The following is a 16,835-nucleotide window of genomic DNA, read 5'->3' on the forward strand; positions in this document are numbered from 1 at the left end:
CTCCACTCTTAATGCTATTTTAAACGGAATCACCGCCCCGAATCGGGACGGCAATGAAAAGTTAATCATGTTTGATGTAAATTTTACTTTTATTGTATATTATTTTTCATAAAAAAACTATAGTAGTATGTAAAGCACTGTAACGGTCACAAAAGATTTCTATTCATCCTGTCCACACATTCGTTCATGAAGGAAATCTACAATATGAACTGCCTTCATCTGTCCATTCAGACCATGCTGGTTGATGCCATGCATCATCTGAAGTAAACATCCGGGATTGCTCGTCAGTAAATACTGCGCATCAGTTGCCCTGACATGCTCCATTTTATGATCGAGGATCTGTCCGGACATAACCGGCTGCGTTAAAGTATAAGTTCCTGCAGATCCGCAACAACGTTCTGCCTCCTTCATCTCCACAAACTCTACACCAGTAACTTGGCGCATCAAGCGGCGAGGTGCATCCGATGAACGCATCACATTACGCAAATGACAAGAATCTTGATATGTGATGCGAACACATTGATTCTCCTCGCGCTCCGAGAAAACCAGCAATCTACCCATCCGAACCAGTAAGTCACTGACGTCAATTACACGCTCAGCAAACCACATCGCATCATCCTTCCACTGCTCATCTTCATGAAGTAAATGATCATATTCCAAGAGCAGCGCTCCGCAACCACCCGCATTCGACACAATATAGTCTACACCAGCCGCTTTGAAGATAGAGATATTACTACGTGCTAACGATCTTGCTCCCTCAATTTCTCCACTATGTGCATGCATAGCACCACAGCAATTTTGCTGCTCCGGAATAACGACCTCAAAACCTGCTTCTGTAAGTAGATCCACAGTGTGAATGTTAGTGTCCGCGAATAACACATCCATCAAGCAGCCCCGGAACAACGCTACCGTAGCGATTTTCTCGCCCTTTGCCGGATGAAGTATGCCAATCTGTTCGACCACACCTTGTACAGCAACATCAGGGAGGATCTCCTCCATCTCACGCATATGCTTGGGGAACATCTTCATCGCACCTGTTTTCCGTGCTAACGTACGCATGCCCGATGTTTGATAAAACCGTAGCCCTTTGCCCATCCATCGCACACGTTTCTGATTCGGGAAAATCGTTTGAAAAGCTGTGTGTCTCACTAATTTTACCCAGCCCCGGTGAGTTTTAGTGTGATCCTCAATAGCATCCCGGGCTTGCTCAATTAACTGCCCGTATTTGACATCCGCAGGACAGGCCGGTTCACAGGCGCGACAGCCCAGACAGTGGTTCATCTGTTCCTCAAATGCCACATCAGGAGCCATAATACCGTCCTTGACCGCTTTCATCAAGGCAATTCTTCCGCGCGGCGATTCTGCTTCGATTCCAGTCTCAGCAAAGGTAGGACAAGCCGGGAGACAGAATCCGCAACGCATACAGTTCGTGAGTTGATCACCGTCTAAGCGTAACCGCAACTTCTCCGTCAGTGAATTTAACCTAACATCCTCACTCGTCTTATCCACGATCAATCACCACCCGTTTCCGTGATTCCTTAGCAAAAACTTTGCCCGGATTCAAAATATTAAACGGATCAAAAGCATGTTTAATCGCCTTCATCACTTCTATCCCACTCCTACCGATCTTCCATTCCAGAAATGGTGCCTTCACCATACCGACCCCATGTTCACCGGTAATCGTACCCCCAAGAGAAATCGCCGCCTCAAATATTTCCTCGAAAGCTGCTTCCACCCGATGAATCTCATCGGTATTACGCGCATCTGTCAAAGCTGTCGGATGCAGATTTCCATCGCCAGCATGGCCAAACGTACAAATCTGAACCTGATGTTTTGCCGCAATTCGATTAATCTCTATGATCATATCCGCGATTTTTGAACGTGGTACCGTTGCATCCTCCAAAATCGTCGTTGGCCTAAGCCGTGCTAATGCTGTGAATGCACTGCGACGTGCTGTAAGCAACCTCTCCGCTTCCTCTGCACTTTCAGCAACACTAATCTGCTCCGCCTGTTCACTATGACAAATCGCTGTAATACTCGCAATATCCCGCTCTACCGATTCTATCTCCCCGTCCTGCTCAATCAGCAGAATCGCTTCCATTTGGAGCGGCAAGCCAAGATTAGCAAAAGCGTCAACGACACGGATCGTCGAGTTATCCAGAATCTCTAAGGTAGCAGGAATGATCCGGTTCTCGATTATCTTCGACACCGTCCGGGCTGCACCGTTTAAATCTTTATACATCGCCAGCATCGTTTTTTTATACTTCGGTGGAGGGACTAGCTTAAGCGTCGCCTCCGTAATAATGGCTAGCGTTCCCTCCGATCCCACAAGTAACTTGGTCAGATCATAACCAGCTACATCCTTCATTAGTTTGCCGCCTGTGCGGATGATATCTCCATTCGCCAGAACAGCCTCCAAGCCAATAACATAATCTTTCGTCGTCCCATACTTGAGTCCACGCAAGCCGCCAGAACATTCAGCAATATTGCCACCGATAGTCGAAATCGACATGCTGCTCGGATCAGGTGGATAAAAGAGTCCTAGTTGTTCAACATGGGTCGTGAACTGTTTGGTATTGAGCCCAGGCTGTACAGAAGCCGTCAAATTCTCCATATCTACTTCAAGAATCTGATTCATCCGATGCATCACCATAACGACTCCCCCCAGAACGGGAACGGTTCCGCCACACAGATTTGTGCCCGAACCCCGCCCAATGACAGGTATACGCTGGCGGCTAAGCACCTTCATCACTTCAGAGACTTGCTGCGTATTATACGGATAAATAACTGCGTCAGGGAGCGATTGTAGCATAGGCGTACCATCATACGAATGTGTAACCCGTGACTGCATATCATCTTTAACATAAGACTCACCAAGAATGGCAATAAGTTCACATTTTACTTCTGGTTTCAACATCCCTGAACGCCCCATCCCATATTCATAATTAATTGGTCAGGTCATCTGATGACTATATAATTAAGACTTCCAATTTATACGATCTCTCGAAATTTTTCCGTAGCAAATAAACTTACCGAGACGGTAAGTTTCAAGATTTAATAAATGTATCGGGAGGAAGGGGTAGGTTACAATCAAACGTTTATCAAAACATTAATCATACAACACTTCAATCATTTGTCTCGACTTCGCTAGCTGCTCCACAGTAAAATCATACTGTGCAGAAGCATATGTGCAAAAGACAATATCCAGCACAAATAATTGTGCAAATCTAGAGCTTGTTGCCGCACTACGAAGCTTTGCTTCCGGCGCACGTGCTGTAAATAAAGAGACATCAGCAAGCTGAGAAAGCTTGTTGTTACCAGGACGAGAGAGGCTAATTGTTTTTATTCCCCGTTCTTTAGCCCGTTTTGTTAATTGAATAACCTCTCTCGTTTCTCCGCTATAAGAAATTCCCCAGAAGACGGCGTTTTCTGATTTCGTAGCCATTGCCGCTGCTAATAAATGGCGATCTGAAATAGCATAGACATTTTTGCCAAGCCGAAGCCATTTTTGTGCAGCATCTTCTGCAATAATAAAAGAGGCGCCTATCCCGTAAACATAAATAACTTCTGCCTGCTGTAACAATTTTACTGCCTGTTCAATAGCTTGCTCATCTAGTTGACTAGCCGTATTCTGGAAGGTCAATATTGTATTCGACAACGTTTTATCAATGATAGAATGCACCGATTCATTCGATTCGACATCAAAATAACCCACATGCTGCGTGTTTTCTACTTCCGCTGATAAACGGAGTTTCAGAGCGGGAAACCCTTCTATTCCTAGCGACCTGCAAAAACGAACAACCGCCGCACTACTAGCCTCCGCTTTCTTTGCTAGCTCATGTATGGTCATATGCATAACTTCTTTAGCATTTGCGATAATGTACTCTGCTACTTTTTTTTCTGATTCCGGAAGTTCATTTAATACTAGTTCAATTTGAGAAATCATACTTCCTACTACCAAGTCCTTATCTCCCCACTTAATCTATTTTCCTTATTATAACAAAGTAGAGGAGCGCAATCATTAAGAAGCCGTTGTAAAGGAAAAGCGGCATCCGCCTTTTCTGACGTGATCCAATAGAGGAATATCTTCTTCTAAAATATGACCAATCACATTAACACCTTCATGAGCCGGTAAATCCGTTAACGTAATCTGCAGCTCACCTTCATAGCGGCCATACAAATAATTATCAACGGTAATCGTTCCTCTTGGTCGATTGGTCGTAAGTGTAGGCGCAATATTTTTTCCCATGACAAAACGCGCTTCATCTGTACGTGCACTTTCTGAGCGAATGACATCGCGAGCAGCATCAAGGCGATTCCGATGAACAATATCCCATAATGCATAAGGTAGTTCCTTGGTTACTCGCAAAGGAATAATTCCTTCTGCATACATTTGAAATTGATGATAAGACCAATCTGATAGCGTTAGATCTCCAACAAAAATTTTGTCTACAGCACAATCTTTCTCGATTTCCAAGTAAGCAAGAAAAGAAGATTGATTCCGATGCTTCTCTAGTGTAGGTAAACTTTCAAATAATGGTTTTCTCTTCAGTCCGTCTCCAGGAATAAAGGCCATTGTCGTAATGCCTTCAGCTTGCAACCATTTGTTCTTCTCTATGAATGATTCTTTATCAAGCCCTGTTTCTGGACGAGGATAATAATTATGCCATGCTTCAATGTTCTCAAGACAAATATCGTGATTTTTTAATGTAGATAAAAAATCCGGTGTTAATGTGCTGGCGTTTAAGGCAATTTTCATTTTTTGCGAATAGGCGGCAATTTCATGGGCGTTAAACCCAAAATCCATCCGCAAACCTGTTACACCTGATTGTAATAAATAAGGGAATGAGAATTTCTCCAACGCTTTCCCAGAAATATCTGCCATCAAGTCCATTCCTAATTGTTTGGCAGTACTTGCAATTACCTGTAATTTCTCCTTCAATACTTCTATATCATCTTCTGGCATATGAAGTGATGTAAATATCTCGGTACAACCTGCTTTCTTCATTTCTTGCATATAATTCATGTTGTCTTCTAACGTCCGATCCGCTACAAAAATTGATATTCCCAGCACTCGAATCACCTCAGTATTTCTATCTAATACGTTATTCCTGTTCTAACATGGCATCTTTTGGTGTACCGAAGAAATAAGTTATTATGAATCCACCAATGTAAGCTGCAATCAGCCCTATTAAATATTTAAACCATAATCCATTTGCGATTAATGGAAGTAACGCGACTCCAGATGGTCCAATGGCAATCGCTCCAACGTTGCCAAATAATCCAATGACCGCACCGCCAATACCTCCGCCAAGACAAGCTGTAATAAAAGGACGACCTAACGGTAAGGTTACCCCATAAATCAATGGCTCGCCGATCCCCAGAATACCCACGGGAAGAGCACCTTTAATCATGTTCGTTAATGATTTGTTCTTCTTACAACGAATCCATAATGCAATGGATGCTCCTACTTGACCCGCTCCAGCCATTGCAAGAATCGGAAGTAATAACGTCATACCTGAACTATTGATCATCTCAATGTGAATCGGCGTCAATACCTGATGTAGTCCTAACATAACAAGCGGTAAGAACGCTGTTCCTAATACAAAACCAGAGAATGCACCACCACGTTCTAACGTCCAGTTAATAGCTCCAATTAAGTTGCTAGAAATAAATCCAGCGAATGGCATGATGAAGAATATCGTAATCAGCCCCACGACTAGTAAGGCAATTGTAGGAGTAACGATTATATCAACAGAATCAGGAATAAATTTACGTAAATATTTTTCAACCACTGACAAAATCCATACCGCGATTAGAACGCCAATAACCCCACCTTGCCCCGCTGCTAAAGGCGCACCCGTAAATATATTAAGAATGGGCAGGTCAGCCGTAACACCTGTTAGAAGGGTTACCCCACCGATAACTCCACCAAGAGCAGGAGTAGCCCCAAACTCCTTCGCTGCATTAATACCGACATAAATGACTAAGTAACTGAAAATAGCATTTTTAATTATATTTAATATAGTTACATATTGCTGCCACGTTGCAGCGTCTAAATTGCCTGCAGTAATATTGTTAGCTAGAATCGAGCCAATACCCGCGATTAAACCAGCTCCAACGAATGCAGGAATTAGGGGTACGAAAATATTTCCTATTTTTCGCAAAAAGTTTTTGAAAGGTGTATTATTCTTTTTCTTTAATTGCGCTTTCATTTGTGCGCCTTTTGCTTGTAATTGTTCAGCCGAAGATGAACTTCTCCCCCCTGCTCCACTTTCTTCTAACACTTTACCAAATTGTTCGGCTACTTTGGTCACGATCCCTGGCCCGAGAATGATTTGATAAGTTTCATCATCCACTACACCTAGAACCCCATCAATCTCCTTCAACTTGGTTTCAGCGATTCGGTTGCGATCAACAACAGTTACACGAAGACGAGTCATGCAATTGGTATATGAGGATACATTTGAACTACCACCGACAGCCTCTAATATTTGGACCGCTAAATCATGATACTTACTCATGTTCATGCCCCTCTCATACTTTAATTATTTTATCGCTTGACGTACAAAACCTTGTGATGCTTCCAAACGTTGTACAGCTTCTTCTTTAGAAAGTCCCGCAAGAATCATCACAATTGCAATTTTCGGTTTGTGATCTGCTTGTTTCAAATAGTCTTCTGCTGTTTCAGCATCACAATCAGTCGCATCCATCACAATACGTTTAGCACGTTCTACAAGCTTCTCATTGGTTAGCTGTACATCTACCATTAAATTTCCATATACTTTTCCAATACCAACCATTGAGGCTGTTGAAAGCATATTGCAAATTAACTTTTGAGAGGTCCCTGCCTTTAAACGTGTTGACCCTGTTAATACTTCCGGGCCGTTTACGACTTCAATTGCAATCTTGGCAACTTTACCAATCGCTGAATCTTTGTTGCAACTCACGGCTACAGTAGGTGTTCCAATAGAATTGGCATATTCCAATCCTCCAATGACATAAGGCGTACGGCCGCTAGCGGCAATTCCTACGACAATATCTTTGGCAGTAAGTTTTATATCTTGTAAATCTTGCACCCCCAATTGTTCATTGTCCTCTGCACCTTCGACCGCTTTAATAAACGCTCGTTCTCCACCAGCTATTAACCCAACTACTTCTTCAGGTGCTGTCCCGAATGTTGGTGGACATTCAACAGCATCTAGCAAGCCGATACGTCCACTGGTTCCAGCTCCCATGTAAATTAAGCGTCCTCCTTGTTTTATCGCCGCTGTAATTACTTCTACCGCTTTGGCAATTTGCGGAATTTCTTGTTTAACCGCGTGTGCAACTTTTTGATCTTCTTCATTCATCACTTCCAAAAATTCAAGAGGTGTTAATTCATCTAAATTCATTGTCTTCTTATTGCGAGTCTCTGTTGTCAAATGCTCCAACATGATTTTCATCATCCTTTTCCACTTATGAAATCGCTTTCTTAACTGAAGAATAACATTTATGAAATATTATTTCAATAAAATTATTTAATTATTAAAATATAGTATCAAAATACTAGAATCTATTAAAAAATAAAAGCCACTCCTACTAAAGGAAGCGACTTCACATGTGCCACAATGACCGAAAACGTCAAATGGCAAGCATCCAATAAACCGGAGGCTTGCCATCTTTTTGATTTTAGAACATTAGATTGAAGGCAAGGTTATCTCATTCTATACCTGACCCTTCCTATGTCTTCCAGAGAAATCGAATTATATGTAGAACATGTAATTCTCTTTACCGCCATGTTCTTCAAATGAGATCAAATACTCAAGTGTAGTGGAATCAATCACATCAGCGATACTATCGCGAATACGCAACCACAAGTCTCGCTTGGCTGGATCGTCTTCTTCCGTAAAATCCACTACAGAGATAGGCCCTTCCAACACACGAATAATATCTCCCGCGGTAATCTCTGCTGCTTCCCTCGCTAGGATATACCCGCCGTATGCACCGCGAATACTCTTGACCAAACCAGCGTTACGCAGTGGCGCAATCAGTTGCTCCAAATAATGCTCAGATAATTGATTCTTCTCTGCAATACTTTTTAGGGAGGTTGGTCCTTCACCAAATTTTGCGGCTAGTTCCATCATGATTGTTAAGCCATAGCGTCCCTTTGTGGAAATCTTCAAAGAAGCCACCTCTTTCAATTTTCAAGTAATATTTATATAATTGAACTTTGATCAATTAATGTTAGGATTTATAGCTCCCTATTCCTATCATTAACCTCTGCTTATCGTAACACATCACGTCTCTTTTTGGAAAGAAATCAGCAATCTGCCTCATCTTGTTCACTCAGATTCACAGCAGCAGTCAAAGGTCGTATATTGCCACAGGCTTATGATAAAATAACGATAGGAACAAAGGAGTGATATTATGTCAAAATCCAATAGTGAAACGCGGATCGTCGTTGGAATGTCAGGTGGCGTTGATTCCTCAGTTACAGCGCTATTGCTCAAACAACAAGGGTATGACGTGATTGGCATATTCATGAAGAATTGGGACGATACCGATGAGTTTGGAGTCTGCACCGCAGAACAGGACGCCGAAGATGTAAGACGCGTCTGTGAACAAATTGATATCCCTTACTATACGGTTAATTTCGAGAAAGAATACTATGATAAAGTATTTGCCTATTTTCTCGAAGAATATAAGCGCGGACGTACACCAAATCCCGATGTAATTTGTAATCGAGAGATCAAATTTGGTGAATTTCTGAACAAAGCGTTGGATTTGGGCGCAGATTACGTGGCTACAGGTCATTACGCGCGTGTTGTAGAAGATGGTAGCTTATTTAAGTTGCTACGTGGTATCGATAACAACAAAGACCAAACCTACTTTCTTAACGCGTTGAATCAGGAACAGTTGTCCAAAGCTATGTTCCCTATAGGACATCTTCCTAAGCCAGAAGTACGGCGGATTGCTGATGAAGCAGGACTATATACTGCGAAGAAGAAAGACAGTACAGGCGTATGTTTTATCGGAGAACGAAATTTCAAAGAATTCTTAAGTAATTATCTTCCTGCCCAATCGGGTAAGATGATCGACATTGTATCAGGTGAAGTTAAAGGGCAGCATGATGGATTAATGTATTACACCTTAGGACAACGACAAGGACTAGGCATCGGTGGATCCGGTTCTGGCGAACCATGGTTTGTCGCTGAGAAGGACTTAGAGAACAACATCCTGTACGTTGTACAAGGCGACAAGCATCCAAGCTTGTATTCTACAAGTCTAATCGCATCGGGCATTAATTGGATCTCTGGAGCTGATAAAATACCTGGAAAACCGTTCAAATGTACAGCCAAATTCCGTTATCGTCAACCTGATCAAGGGGTTACCTTGATCCCGCAGAAGGATGGTACACTCTTGGTACAGTTCGATGTACCTCAGAAAGCCATTACACCAGGACAAGCAGTCGTCTTCTTCAATGGTGAAGAATGTCTTGGCGGCGGTACAATTGAAGCGCCAGAGAAAGTACAAGCATAGTTTTATTTGTATCGTCTCAGGAAAAAGTACAAATTAAGCATCAACATAAAGCCAGCATTCACAATCTCTTGTGAAATGCTGGCTTTCCTGTTAAATCACTATTCTTGACGACGCCGTAATTCTTGATTGTGCTTGATCTTACTCTCGTTCCCTTGCTCCGTCGCTTCATAAAAAACCTTGTCAGCTAGATTCGCTGGCAAATAGTCCTGCTTCACATAGTGTCCAGGATAATTATGCGGATACTTATAGCCTACATGGCCCAGCTTCACTGACCCTTTGTAATGTCCATCTCTCAGGTGCAGCGGCACTTCGGCAGACTTAACATCCTCCATCGCAGACATCGCCTTTGAAATTGCTGAGACAACACCATCTGACTTCGGACTTTCGACAGCGAATAGAATCGCCTGAGCGATGTTAAGCCTCGCTTCAGGCCACCCATTGTTACGATAGGCCTCCAATGCGCTCACTGCTTGTACCATTGCCTGAGGATTCGCTAGACCTATATCTTCACTACTCGCAGCAATCAGACGTCTGATAAAGGTCATCGGATCCATTCCGAGCTTCTCAACAGCATAGAGGAACCAGAATAGTGCCGCATCACTAGACCCGCGAATACTCTTATGAAATGCTGAGAGAATATCGTATTGCGTTGATTCGTCCGCCTTCACAATGGGCCGCCGAATCGATTCTTCAGCCACGTCCAACGTAATATGAATGCTGCCGTTCTCCTGCGGAGGCGTTGTTAGGGCTGCCAATTCCAAGGCATTTAACGCCCGTCTGATATCGCCGTTAGCCATGGTTGCGATATGCATAAGTGCTTCTTCATCAACTTCCAAATTCATAAAACCCAGCCCTTTATCACGATCCTTCAGCGCGCGGGTCATCGCAATCAAAGAATGCTCCTTCGTCAATGGTTCCAGCTGGAACAGTGTTGAGCGACTCATCAAAGCGCCATTCACGTAATGGAACGGATTTTCCGTCGTGGCACCGATAAAGGTAATTGTACCTTTCTCTACCGCAGGTAATAGGGCATCCTGCCGCGAACTGTTGAAACGATGTACCTCGTCCAGGAACAGAATTGTTTTCGTCCCATAGAATGACTTATCGCTTTGTGCCTTTTGGATAACCTCCCTAACATCCTTTACTGAGGCATCCACCGCATTAAGCCTTACAAATTCGCTCTTCGTATGATTGGATATAATATGGGCTAACGTTGTTTTTCCACACCCGGGAGGTCCATATAACAAAATAGAGGACACTTGGTCCGCTTCAATGGCCCGGCGGAGTAGTTTTCCTTGGCCAAGTATAGCTTCCTGACCAATATATTCATCCAGAGAGAGGGGTCTCATCCGATCTGCTAGCAACCGTCCGGAGTGATTACTTTCTTCTTGTCCATAGGAGAATAAATCCATTTCAATCCCTTCCTTCGTATCCTCTATTTTAACATAGCATAAGTAAAAAACATTTATAATCGTTCTTTCACTTCCATCCCAACATCAGATATGAGTTAATATAGATGTCGGGCCGACAAAGTACTGGAAAGGGGGCTGATGAAAGTGATTTCAGTGAGTGAGGTGATCTCCGCATAACGCGGAGATCCATAGCTAGGGGGCTCTTTAGCCCCCTTATTTCCGTTGATGTTAATTTATGTTAAGATATATTCAAACTATTATTTAAAGCCGAAAGGGGGAGTTACGACCATGCGTACTTATCTTATCAATCCATTCAATGAAGGACAACGAAATAAGGAGGACCATGATCGTGAACTACAAAAATGGGAAGGATGTGCTTCCCCATAGGCTGCTGAAAGAACTGCAGCACTATATCCAAGGCGAGCTTCTCTACATCCCCAAGCCGGATCAAACTCGGGCCCTGTGGGGCGAACTGAGTGGATCACGGACAACTATAGCATTACGTAACAAAGAAATTTATGCTGAATATAACTCTGGACGTTCTGTTAAGGATCTGGCAGAGTCCTATCATCTGTCCGAGGAAAGTATTCGAAAGGTACTAACCAAACTTCGATCACACAGACAAGAGGTATCGTCTATTACGAAATAAGAAATAGAGCCAAGACCTTTAAGGTCTTGGCTTTTTGGTGTGTCTATGAAGTAGAGTAATGGTTGAGTATAATGATGATAATAGTGTTACAGTTATCCACTCGATTGGAAACAGAGGTGACTAAGTGACGAAAGATAACAAGACTTCTCCACAAACGGAGATCTCCCCTGAAATAAATACCAATACCAAGCTATGTGCATATTGCGGACAAAATAAACCCTTATCCCATTTCATCCGCAGAACAGGTAAACGCTCAAATAGAGGTTCTAGACGTGGAGCTTGTCGAAGCTGTCGTCAATTAAAAAAAGAACAACGTGCTATTACATCATCGGCGACAAATACTGAAATTAACCCTTCTACAGACACCACGTTCCAACCTAAACGCCTAATAAAACGTACGTTACCCGTCCCCCCACCAAGAGTAGACGGCCTGGATTTAGTTATACTCAAGCCAAACCGTCATGGATTAGTACGAATGAGGGGGCGCACAGATAACGGTCGCCGCTGGCAACAAGAAGTTGACTTCAATTTGGCTGTAATACTCGTCAAAGAGCACGCTGCTGTCGTTGTGAATAGACATACCATCCGCCGCATTTACAGCAACAAATCATTTCGACGTTATATTCTTGAGCGAGACAAACATACTTGTTTCTTCTGTGGTGAATATGGGGATACCATTGACCACCTATTGCCTCGGGCTAAGGGCGGACATACTACGCCAGCTAACTGTGTATGTGCCTGCAACTTATGCAATCAGAATAAAGCTGCCCGAAGCCTGGAGGACTTTATGGAAGATTCATCTGAACTATAACCCGTTCTCTGGAGTGTCAGTTGAAATATAATCCGGTAGTATATCTCCATGCAACAGCCAAAGCTCGTGTAATGCACGTGTACAACCGACATATAACAATTTGGCATCGCCGGGCCCATAATGGCCAGTATCTACGTCCGTCAGGATAACAGCATCGAACTCTAGACCTTTAGATAAATATACAGGGAGCACTGAGATACCTCCTGCGTATTGCCCTTTATCGCCATCAATGAGATGTACCTCGATGCCTTGGTCTATAAGGTATTCATATAGCTGCTTAGCCTCTTGTAATGTACGGGTCAGCAAGGCAGCTGTGCGGTAAGAACCGGAAAGAGCGACCTCAAGTACCTGAGAGATCGACGTTTCGCGGTGATCTCCTACAGCTGATTGCAGTCGTACGGGATCACCACTACGGAATACAGGTACGGCTAGCAATTCTGCACCCACACCCCGCTTCAAAATTTCATTAGCAAACTCAATAATTTCCATCGTCGAACGATAGCTTCGTGTGAGAGCAAAGTATGCCGTCTCCTCCGGCCGGAACAGACTCGCCATCTCATCCCAACTCTGAACCCCTTTGTAATAATGAATCCCCTGTGACAAATCACCTAGGATCGTGAACGAATGTCCTTTAACAAACCGATCTAACACTAGAACCTGAAACGGTGAGAAGTCCTGAGCCTCATCAATGACAACATGATCAAAAGTCATGTGACCCTCTATTTCATTAATGCATGTAAAAAGATATAGAAGAGCGGCTAAATCCTCTTCTTTCATCGTTTGTTTCTTTAAATAGGTCTGAGTTTCCTTCCAAATACTCTTGGGGATATACTCCGACATATCTGGGAATCCAGCATTCATGCTCTTTTTAGCGCGAAAAAGCTCCTGATATAGAGACACAGGTTCCAATTCAGGCCACTTTTTGGCGTAAGCCTTTTCTCGTTGCTGTGCTTTCTTCTTCCGCTCTTTCATCGCCGCAAGAGAAGGAGACTTCTTCAGCTCCATCTCGATCCAGCGGTGAATTCGTGACAACACTCGTTCTTTGCGTCTTGCTACCGGATAGTGCCTGTATTCGCCTTCAAACCATTGAAGGATGTCTGCATGGGAGAGAACTGCTCCTTCCCAAGGTTCAAAATCCAATGGAGGTACACAGTAAGATTCGATATTTTCTAGAAAAGCATCAAGAATTCCCTTGAATTTCAGTGAACCTTTGAACCTACCGGGTAATTCATCATCATTTAAGCGTCCTAGCTTTGTATTCGTTACATCGAACCAATGAGTTAAGGTTTCTGATCCATCTTGAGGGGGAGTGTCTAGCCCTAGAATCTGCGCAGCCCAGTCACTGTATGTACTCTGCTGAATATCCCCTACTCCTAGTTCTGGTAGAACCTCAGAAATATAATCAATAAACATGTGATTGGGTGCAAAAATAATCATTCTTTCCGCTGTGATTTGTTCCTTGTATTGATACAACAAAAAGGCCAGCCTATGCAGTGCCACGGTTGTTTTTCCACTACCGGCTACGCCTTGAATAATCAGCGCAGTATTCTTAGCCGCCCGAATAATGAGATCCTGCTCAGCTTGAATTGTCGAGACAATATCTCGCAAACGATTATCCTTGTTCTCACCGAGACGGTATACCAGGAATTCATCGGATACAGCCGGTCCTTCACTGTCCCGGTTATAGGTGTCTGCTACCCGTTCTAATATTCCTTTACGGATCACAACGTTCCGTTTCAGGTAGACAAGTCCTTCGATCATTCCTTCAGGAGCTTCGTAAGAAGCAGACTCTCCACCGGTAAATGAATAAAATAAACTAGCGAGAGGTGCACGCCAATCAATAACGATGGGCTCTTTACCTCCGGGATCACCAACTCCCAATTTTCCAATGTAATAAGGTGTTCCAGGTTTACCTTGCTCGCCAAAATCAAGACGCCCGAAATAAGGTTCTCGGAATGAACGCTCCAATTGTTCTCTTTCGGATTGACGACTTGCTTCAAGTACTTGTTCCGTGAAATCATGTCCCGTGTATTCGGGAATACTACGAAGCGCTATTAATTGCTTCTCGATTTCTTCCAAGGTACGGTCCAGCCGCGCCTTTTCTTCTTGATAGGCACTTTGAAAATCCTCCACTTTCAGTTACCTCCTAAGGTTTTGTATTCCATATTGTGCTTCGCCTCAATTCAGAAGATCCATTTCGCCGAAGTCAAAAGGAGTTTCATTATACCACCAGGAATGGAAAAAGGCGACTGCAAGGTGTGGGTTGTTATAGTCTAGGCGAAATACATATAACAACAAAAGACACTTCCTACTCCAGCGAGTAAAAAATGTCTTTAGCATACATCAAGAAGGTTCGTTGTCTTGCTCCTCTATCTCTGACACTTTGCCTGGCCCCTTGGCCAAGGATACAAAAAAATCGTATTTAGCTAAATCATCTCGTTTTTCCTCAAATGGAGCACACATTTCTCGTATCTTCTTTAGCAATCCCTCTGATTCTTCCATCGTCATGTACAGGGTAAGGTCTGCTAACTGACCAAATGGTTTTTCCGAGGTTCCCACAAATTCCAAAAACTTTGCTTTTTTTTGCTCAAATATATTATTTATAAGATTTTGGGATTCCGAAATAATCATCTTTTTAACGGGCAATTCGGCATCCGCATGCTTGATTTGTATTTCTCCATCAAAAGGAAGGTAATACTTTGCGATAATGCCCTTTATATTCTTAGTGGATACGAGTTTCAGCAGTCCTACCTTTTCTAGTTTTTTCACATGATAATGGACCTTAGCCGGAACTTCTCCCAATTCATCGGCTATTTCCTTTACGGTTGCAGGCCGATCCATATTAATAAATGTATTCATAATTTGCAGCCGATAAGGATCAGAGTATACCCTGATATCCTCCAGACTGGTCAAAATCATTTGCTCCATACTAGAACACCCCAATCAGACCTCTTCCTATCTAGAGACCCCTCTTTTCATCTATTATAAGATTTCTTGGGAGATTATACAAAGCCATTGAACTATACCTCACGAAACCCCTTATCCCACAGCCTACTGACTGCGGCAATTACAAGCAAACCACCCATGATGGTGAAAAATACCGGAACACTAATCCATTCAGCTCCTACACCAGACAATGCACTCCCCACAGGCATCGTAATCGTACAAAGTAAGCCCACCAAGGCCCCCACCTTGCCCATCATCTCCATTGGTGTAACCTCCATAATAAATGTACTAAGTGGAGTGGACGCACAAGTAGTCCCAAATCCCATACCAAAAAACAACACACCGGCTGCTCCAAGTTTAACCACCTCGGGCAAATGTGGTGGCAAACTTAGAAGAGAATAACATGCCCCTAAAATTAATAAACCACAGATGAGTAAAGTACTTTTCTTAAACCCGCTTCCTTTGTTACCAAGCCAAATTCCACCTAGAATCATGCCCAATACAAGTGAAATACTCAGTACACTCATTCCTTCAGCCCCAGTAGACAATGTGTCTTTTACATATACGGTTTGCAATACATTTAATGGAGTCAAACAAAAATTAACAAAAGCCGCTAAAATAACCGTCGTCAGAATGAGCCTGTGATGACGTACAAATTTAAAAGAAGAACTAATTTCCTGCATATATTCATGCAGCTTCCCCTTTCTTTCTGGCGCTGATTCTGACTCCTTCTTTGTTACATTGTTAAGTACAATAAAACCGATTAAGATGGCTGAGATAATAAATGTTAATGAATCCAGCAGAATAGCTCCTGACAGGCCTATGGTTGAGATGATCACCCCAACAACAGCATAACCAGCTAACTCAGAGGTTCTAGTAACAGAAGAGAGAAATGAGTTGCCGCTTAACAATGATTCTTTCTCCAACAAAGAAGGGATGATACTCATTTCAACCGGACGTGAGAAACATTCAAGTGTTGAATTCAAGAATGTAAATACAAATAGATGCCAAGTTTCAAGGAGGCCCATCGCATATAAAAAGGCAGTCAAGGCAACAACCAATCCCCGTAACATATACACTGTGAACAAAACCTTTTTCTTGTTCCAACGATCTGCTAGTACTCCCGCCGGAAGACCAAATATGACTGCGGGTATAAAATTCACGGCAAATAATGTCCCCATCAAAACCTTAGATCCTGTCAGTTCATATACCATCCAACTGTATGCAATAGCATCGACAGAATCTCCAAAACGAGAAATAGCATCACATAATAGGAATATTACATATGACCTATTGTGAAGAAGACTTCTAAATCCCGCCTGACCCTTACCCTTAGGTTTAATCAATTCCGTTTCCATGGTAGTCACCAGCTTTCATCATGATAAAATAATTTTAACGTTAAAATTATTTTATCATTGTTTAAGCAACATTCAACCCCTTCAATAAAATTTTTTTCACGTTGATGCAAAGCCTTCTTTCTGCATAAAAAAAACGC

Annotated in this window: 14 protein-coding genes; 3 read left to right on the forward strand and 11 right to left on the reverse strand. The window is 42.8% G+C overall.

Annotation, left to right across the window (positions count from 1 at the left end; all coding sequences use genetic code 11):
* Positions 1–159: 159 nt before the first annotated feature.
* The 7 genes from IEW05_RS15970 to cymR all read right to left on the reverse strand — a co-directional run bounded on the left by IEW05_RS15970 (position 160) and on the right by cymR (position 8,165).
* The gene (locus tag IEW05_RS15970) at positions 160–1,509 is read right to left on the reverse strand and encodes a (Fe-S)-binding protein (RefSeq protein WP_229753399.1); all 1,350 of its coding nucleotides are present in this window, start codon (positions 1,507–1,509) and stop codon (positions 160–162) included.
* Positions 1,502–2,917 carry an FAD-binding oxidoreductase gene (locus IEW05_RS15975; RefSeq protein ID WP_188540522.1) on the reverse strand — a complete coding sequence of 472 codons (1,416 nt, stop codon included), beginning with the start codon at positions 2,915–2,917 and terminating at the stop codon, positions 1,502–1,504. Before IEW05_RS15975 ends, IEW05_RS15970 begins: the two co-directional genes overlap by 8 nt.
* 192 nt (positions 2,918–3,109) lie before the next feature.
* The gene (locus IEW05_RS15980) at positions 3,110–3,946 is read right to left on the reverse strand and encodes a MurR/RpiR family transcriptional regulator (protein ID WP_373285839.1); all 837 of its coding nucleotides are present in this window, start codon (positions 3,944–3,946) and stop codon (positions 3,110–3,112) included.
* A 75-nt stretch (positions 3,947–4,021) separates the two neighbouring features.
* Complete coding sequence (locus IEW05_RS15985) at positions 4,022–5,074, reverse strand: DUF871 domain-containing protein (protein WP_188540526.1); 1,053 nt, start codon at positions 5,072–5,074, stop codon at positions 4,022–4,024.
* A 31-nt stretch (positions 5,075–5,105) separates the two neighbouring features.
* Positions 5,106–6,524, reverse strand: coding sequence for a PTS transporter subunit EIIC (locus IEW05_RS15990; protein WP_188540528.1), 1,419 nt, complete (start codon positions 6,522–6,524; stop codon positions 5,106–5,108).
* A gap of 24 nt (positions 6,525–6,548) precedes the next feature.
* Positions 6,549–7,436, reverse strand: coding sequence for an N-acetylmuramic acid 6-phosphate etherase (murQ, locus tag IEW05_RS15995; RefSeq protein ID WP_188540530.1), 888 nt, complete (start codon positions 7,434–7,436; stop codon positions 6,549–6,551).
* A gap of 309 nt (positions 7,437–7,745) precedes the next feature.
* Entirely contained in the window at positions 7,746–8,165 is a 420-nt protein-coding gene (cymR, locus tag IEW05_RS16000; RefSeq protein WP_188540532.1) for a cysteine metabolism transcriptional regulator CymR, read from the reverse strand.
* A 244-nt stretch (positions 8,166–8,409) separates the two neighbouring features.
* Between cymR and mnmA the strand changes: the two genes are divergently transcribed.
* Positions 8,410–9,522, forward strand: coding sequence for a tRNA 2-thiouridine(34) synthase MnmA (gene mnmA, locus IEW05_RS16005; RefSeq protein ID WP_188540534.1), 1,113 nt, complete (start codon positions 8,410–8,412; stop codon positions 9,520–9,522).
* Between the two features lie 98 nt (positions 9,523–9,620).
* Here the strand turns inward: mnmA and IEW05_RS16010 are convergent, their stop codons facing one another.
* Positions 9,621–10,934: a replication-associated recombination protein A gene (locus IEW05_RS16010; protein WP_188540536.1), complete on the reverse strand. Its 1,314-nt coding sequence runs from the start codon at positions 10,932–10,934 to the stop codon at positions 9,621–9,623.
* Between the two features lie 349 nt (positions 10,935–11,283).
* Here IEW05_RS16010 and IEW05_RS16015 point away from each other — a divergent pair, with 349 nt between their 5' ends.
* Positions 11,284–11,583 carry a CD3324 family protein gene (locus IEW05_RS16015; protein WP_188540538.1) on the forward strand — a complete coding sequence of 100 codons (300 nt, stop codon included), beginning with the start codon at positions 11,284–11,286 and terminating at the stop codon, positions 11,581–11,583.
* A 124-nt stretch (positions 11,584–11,707) separates the two neighbouring features.
* Positions 11,708–12,394 (forward strand): HNH endonuclease, encoded by a 687-nt coding sequence (locus IEW05_RS16020; RefSeq protein WP_188540540.1) that lies wholly within the window; start codon positions 11,708–11,710, stop codon positions 12,392–12,394.
* Here IEW05_RS16020 and IEW05_RS16025 read toward each other — a convergent pair.
* The 3 genes from IEW05_RS16025 to IEW05_RS16035 form a co-directional block, all read right to left on the reverse strand.
* On the reverse strand, positions 12,389–14,527 hold the full coding sequence (locus IEW05_RS16025) for a HelD family protein (RefSeq protein ID WP_188540542.1): 2,139 nt from the start codon (positions 14,525–14,527) through the stop codon (positions 12,389–12,391). The two genes, IEW05_RS16020 and IEW05_RS16025, sit on opposite strands and share 6 nt — an antisense overlap.
* A 210-nt stretch (positions 14,528–14,737) precedes the next feature.
* The gene (locus tag IEW05_RS16030) at positions 14,738–15,322 is read right to left on the reverse strand and encodes an ArsR/SmtB family transcription factor (protein WP_188540544.1); all 585 of its coding nucleotides are present in this window, start codon (positions 15,320–15,322) and stop codon (positions 14,738–14,740) included.
* A gap of 92 nt (positions 15,323–15,414) precedes the next feature.
* Positions 15,415–16,698 (reverse strand): MFS transporter, encoded by a 1,284-nt coding sequence (locus tag IEW05_RS16035; RefSeq protein ID WP_188540546.1) that lies wholly within the window; start codon positions 16,696–16,698, stop codon positions 15,415–15,417.
* Positions 16,699–16,835 lie beyond the last annotated feature (137 nt).

It is taken from the genome of Paenibacillus segetis (assembly GCF_014639155.1).
GTDB classification, from domain to species: domain Bacteria; phylum Bacillota; class Bacilli; order Paenibacillales; family Paenibacillaceae; genus Fontibacillus; species Fontibacillus segetis.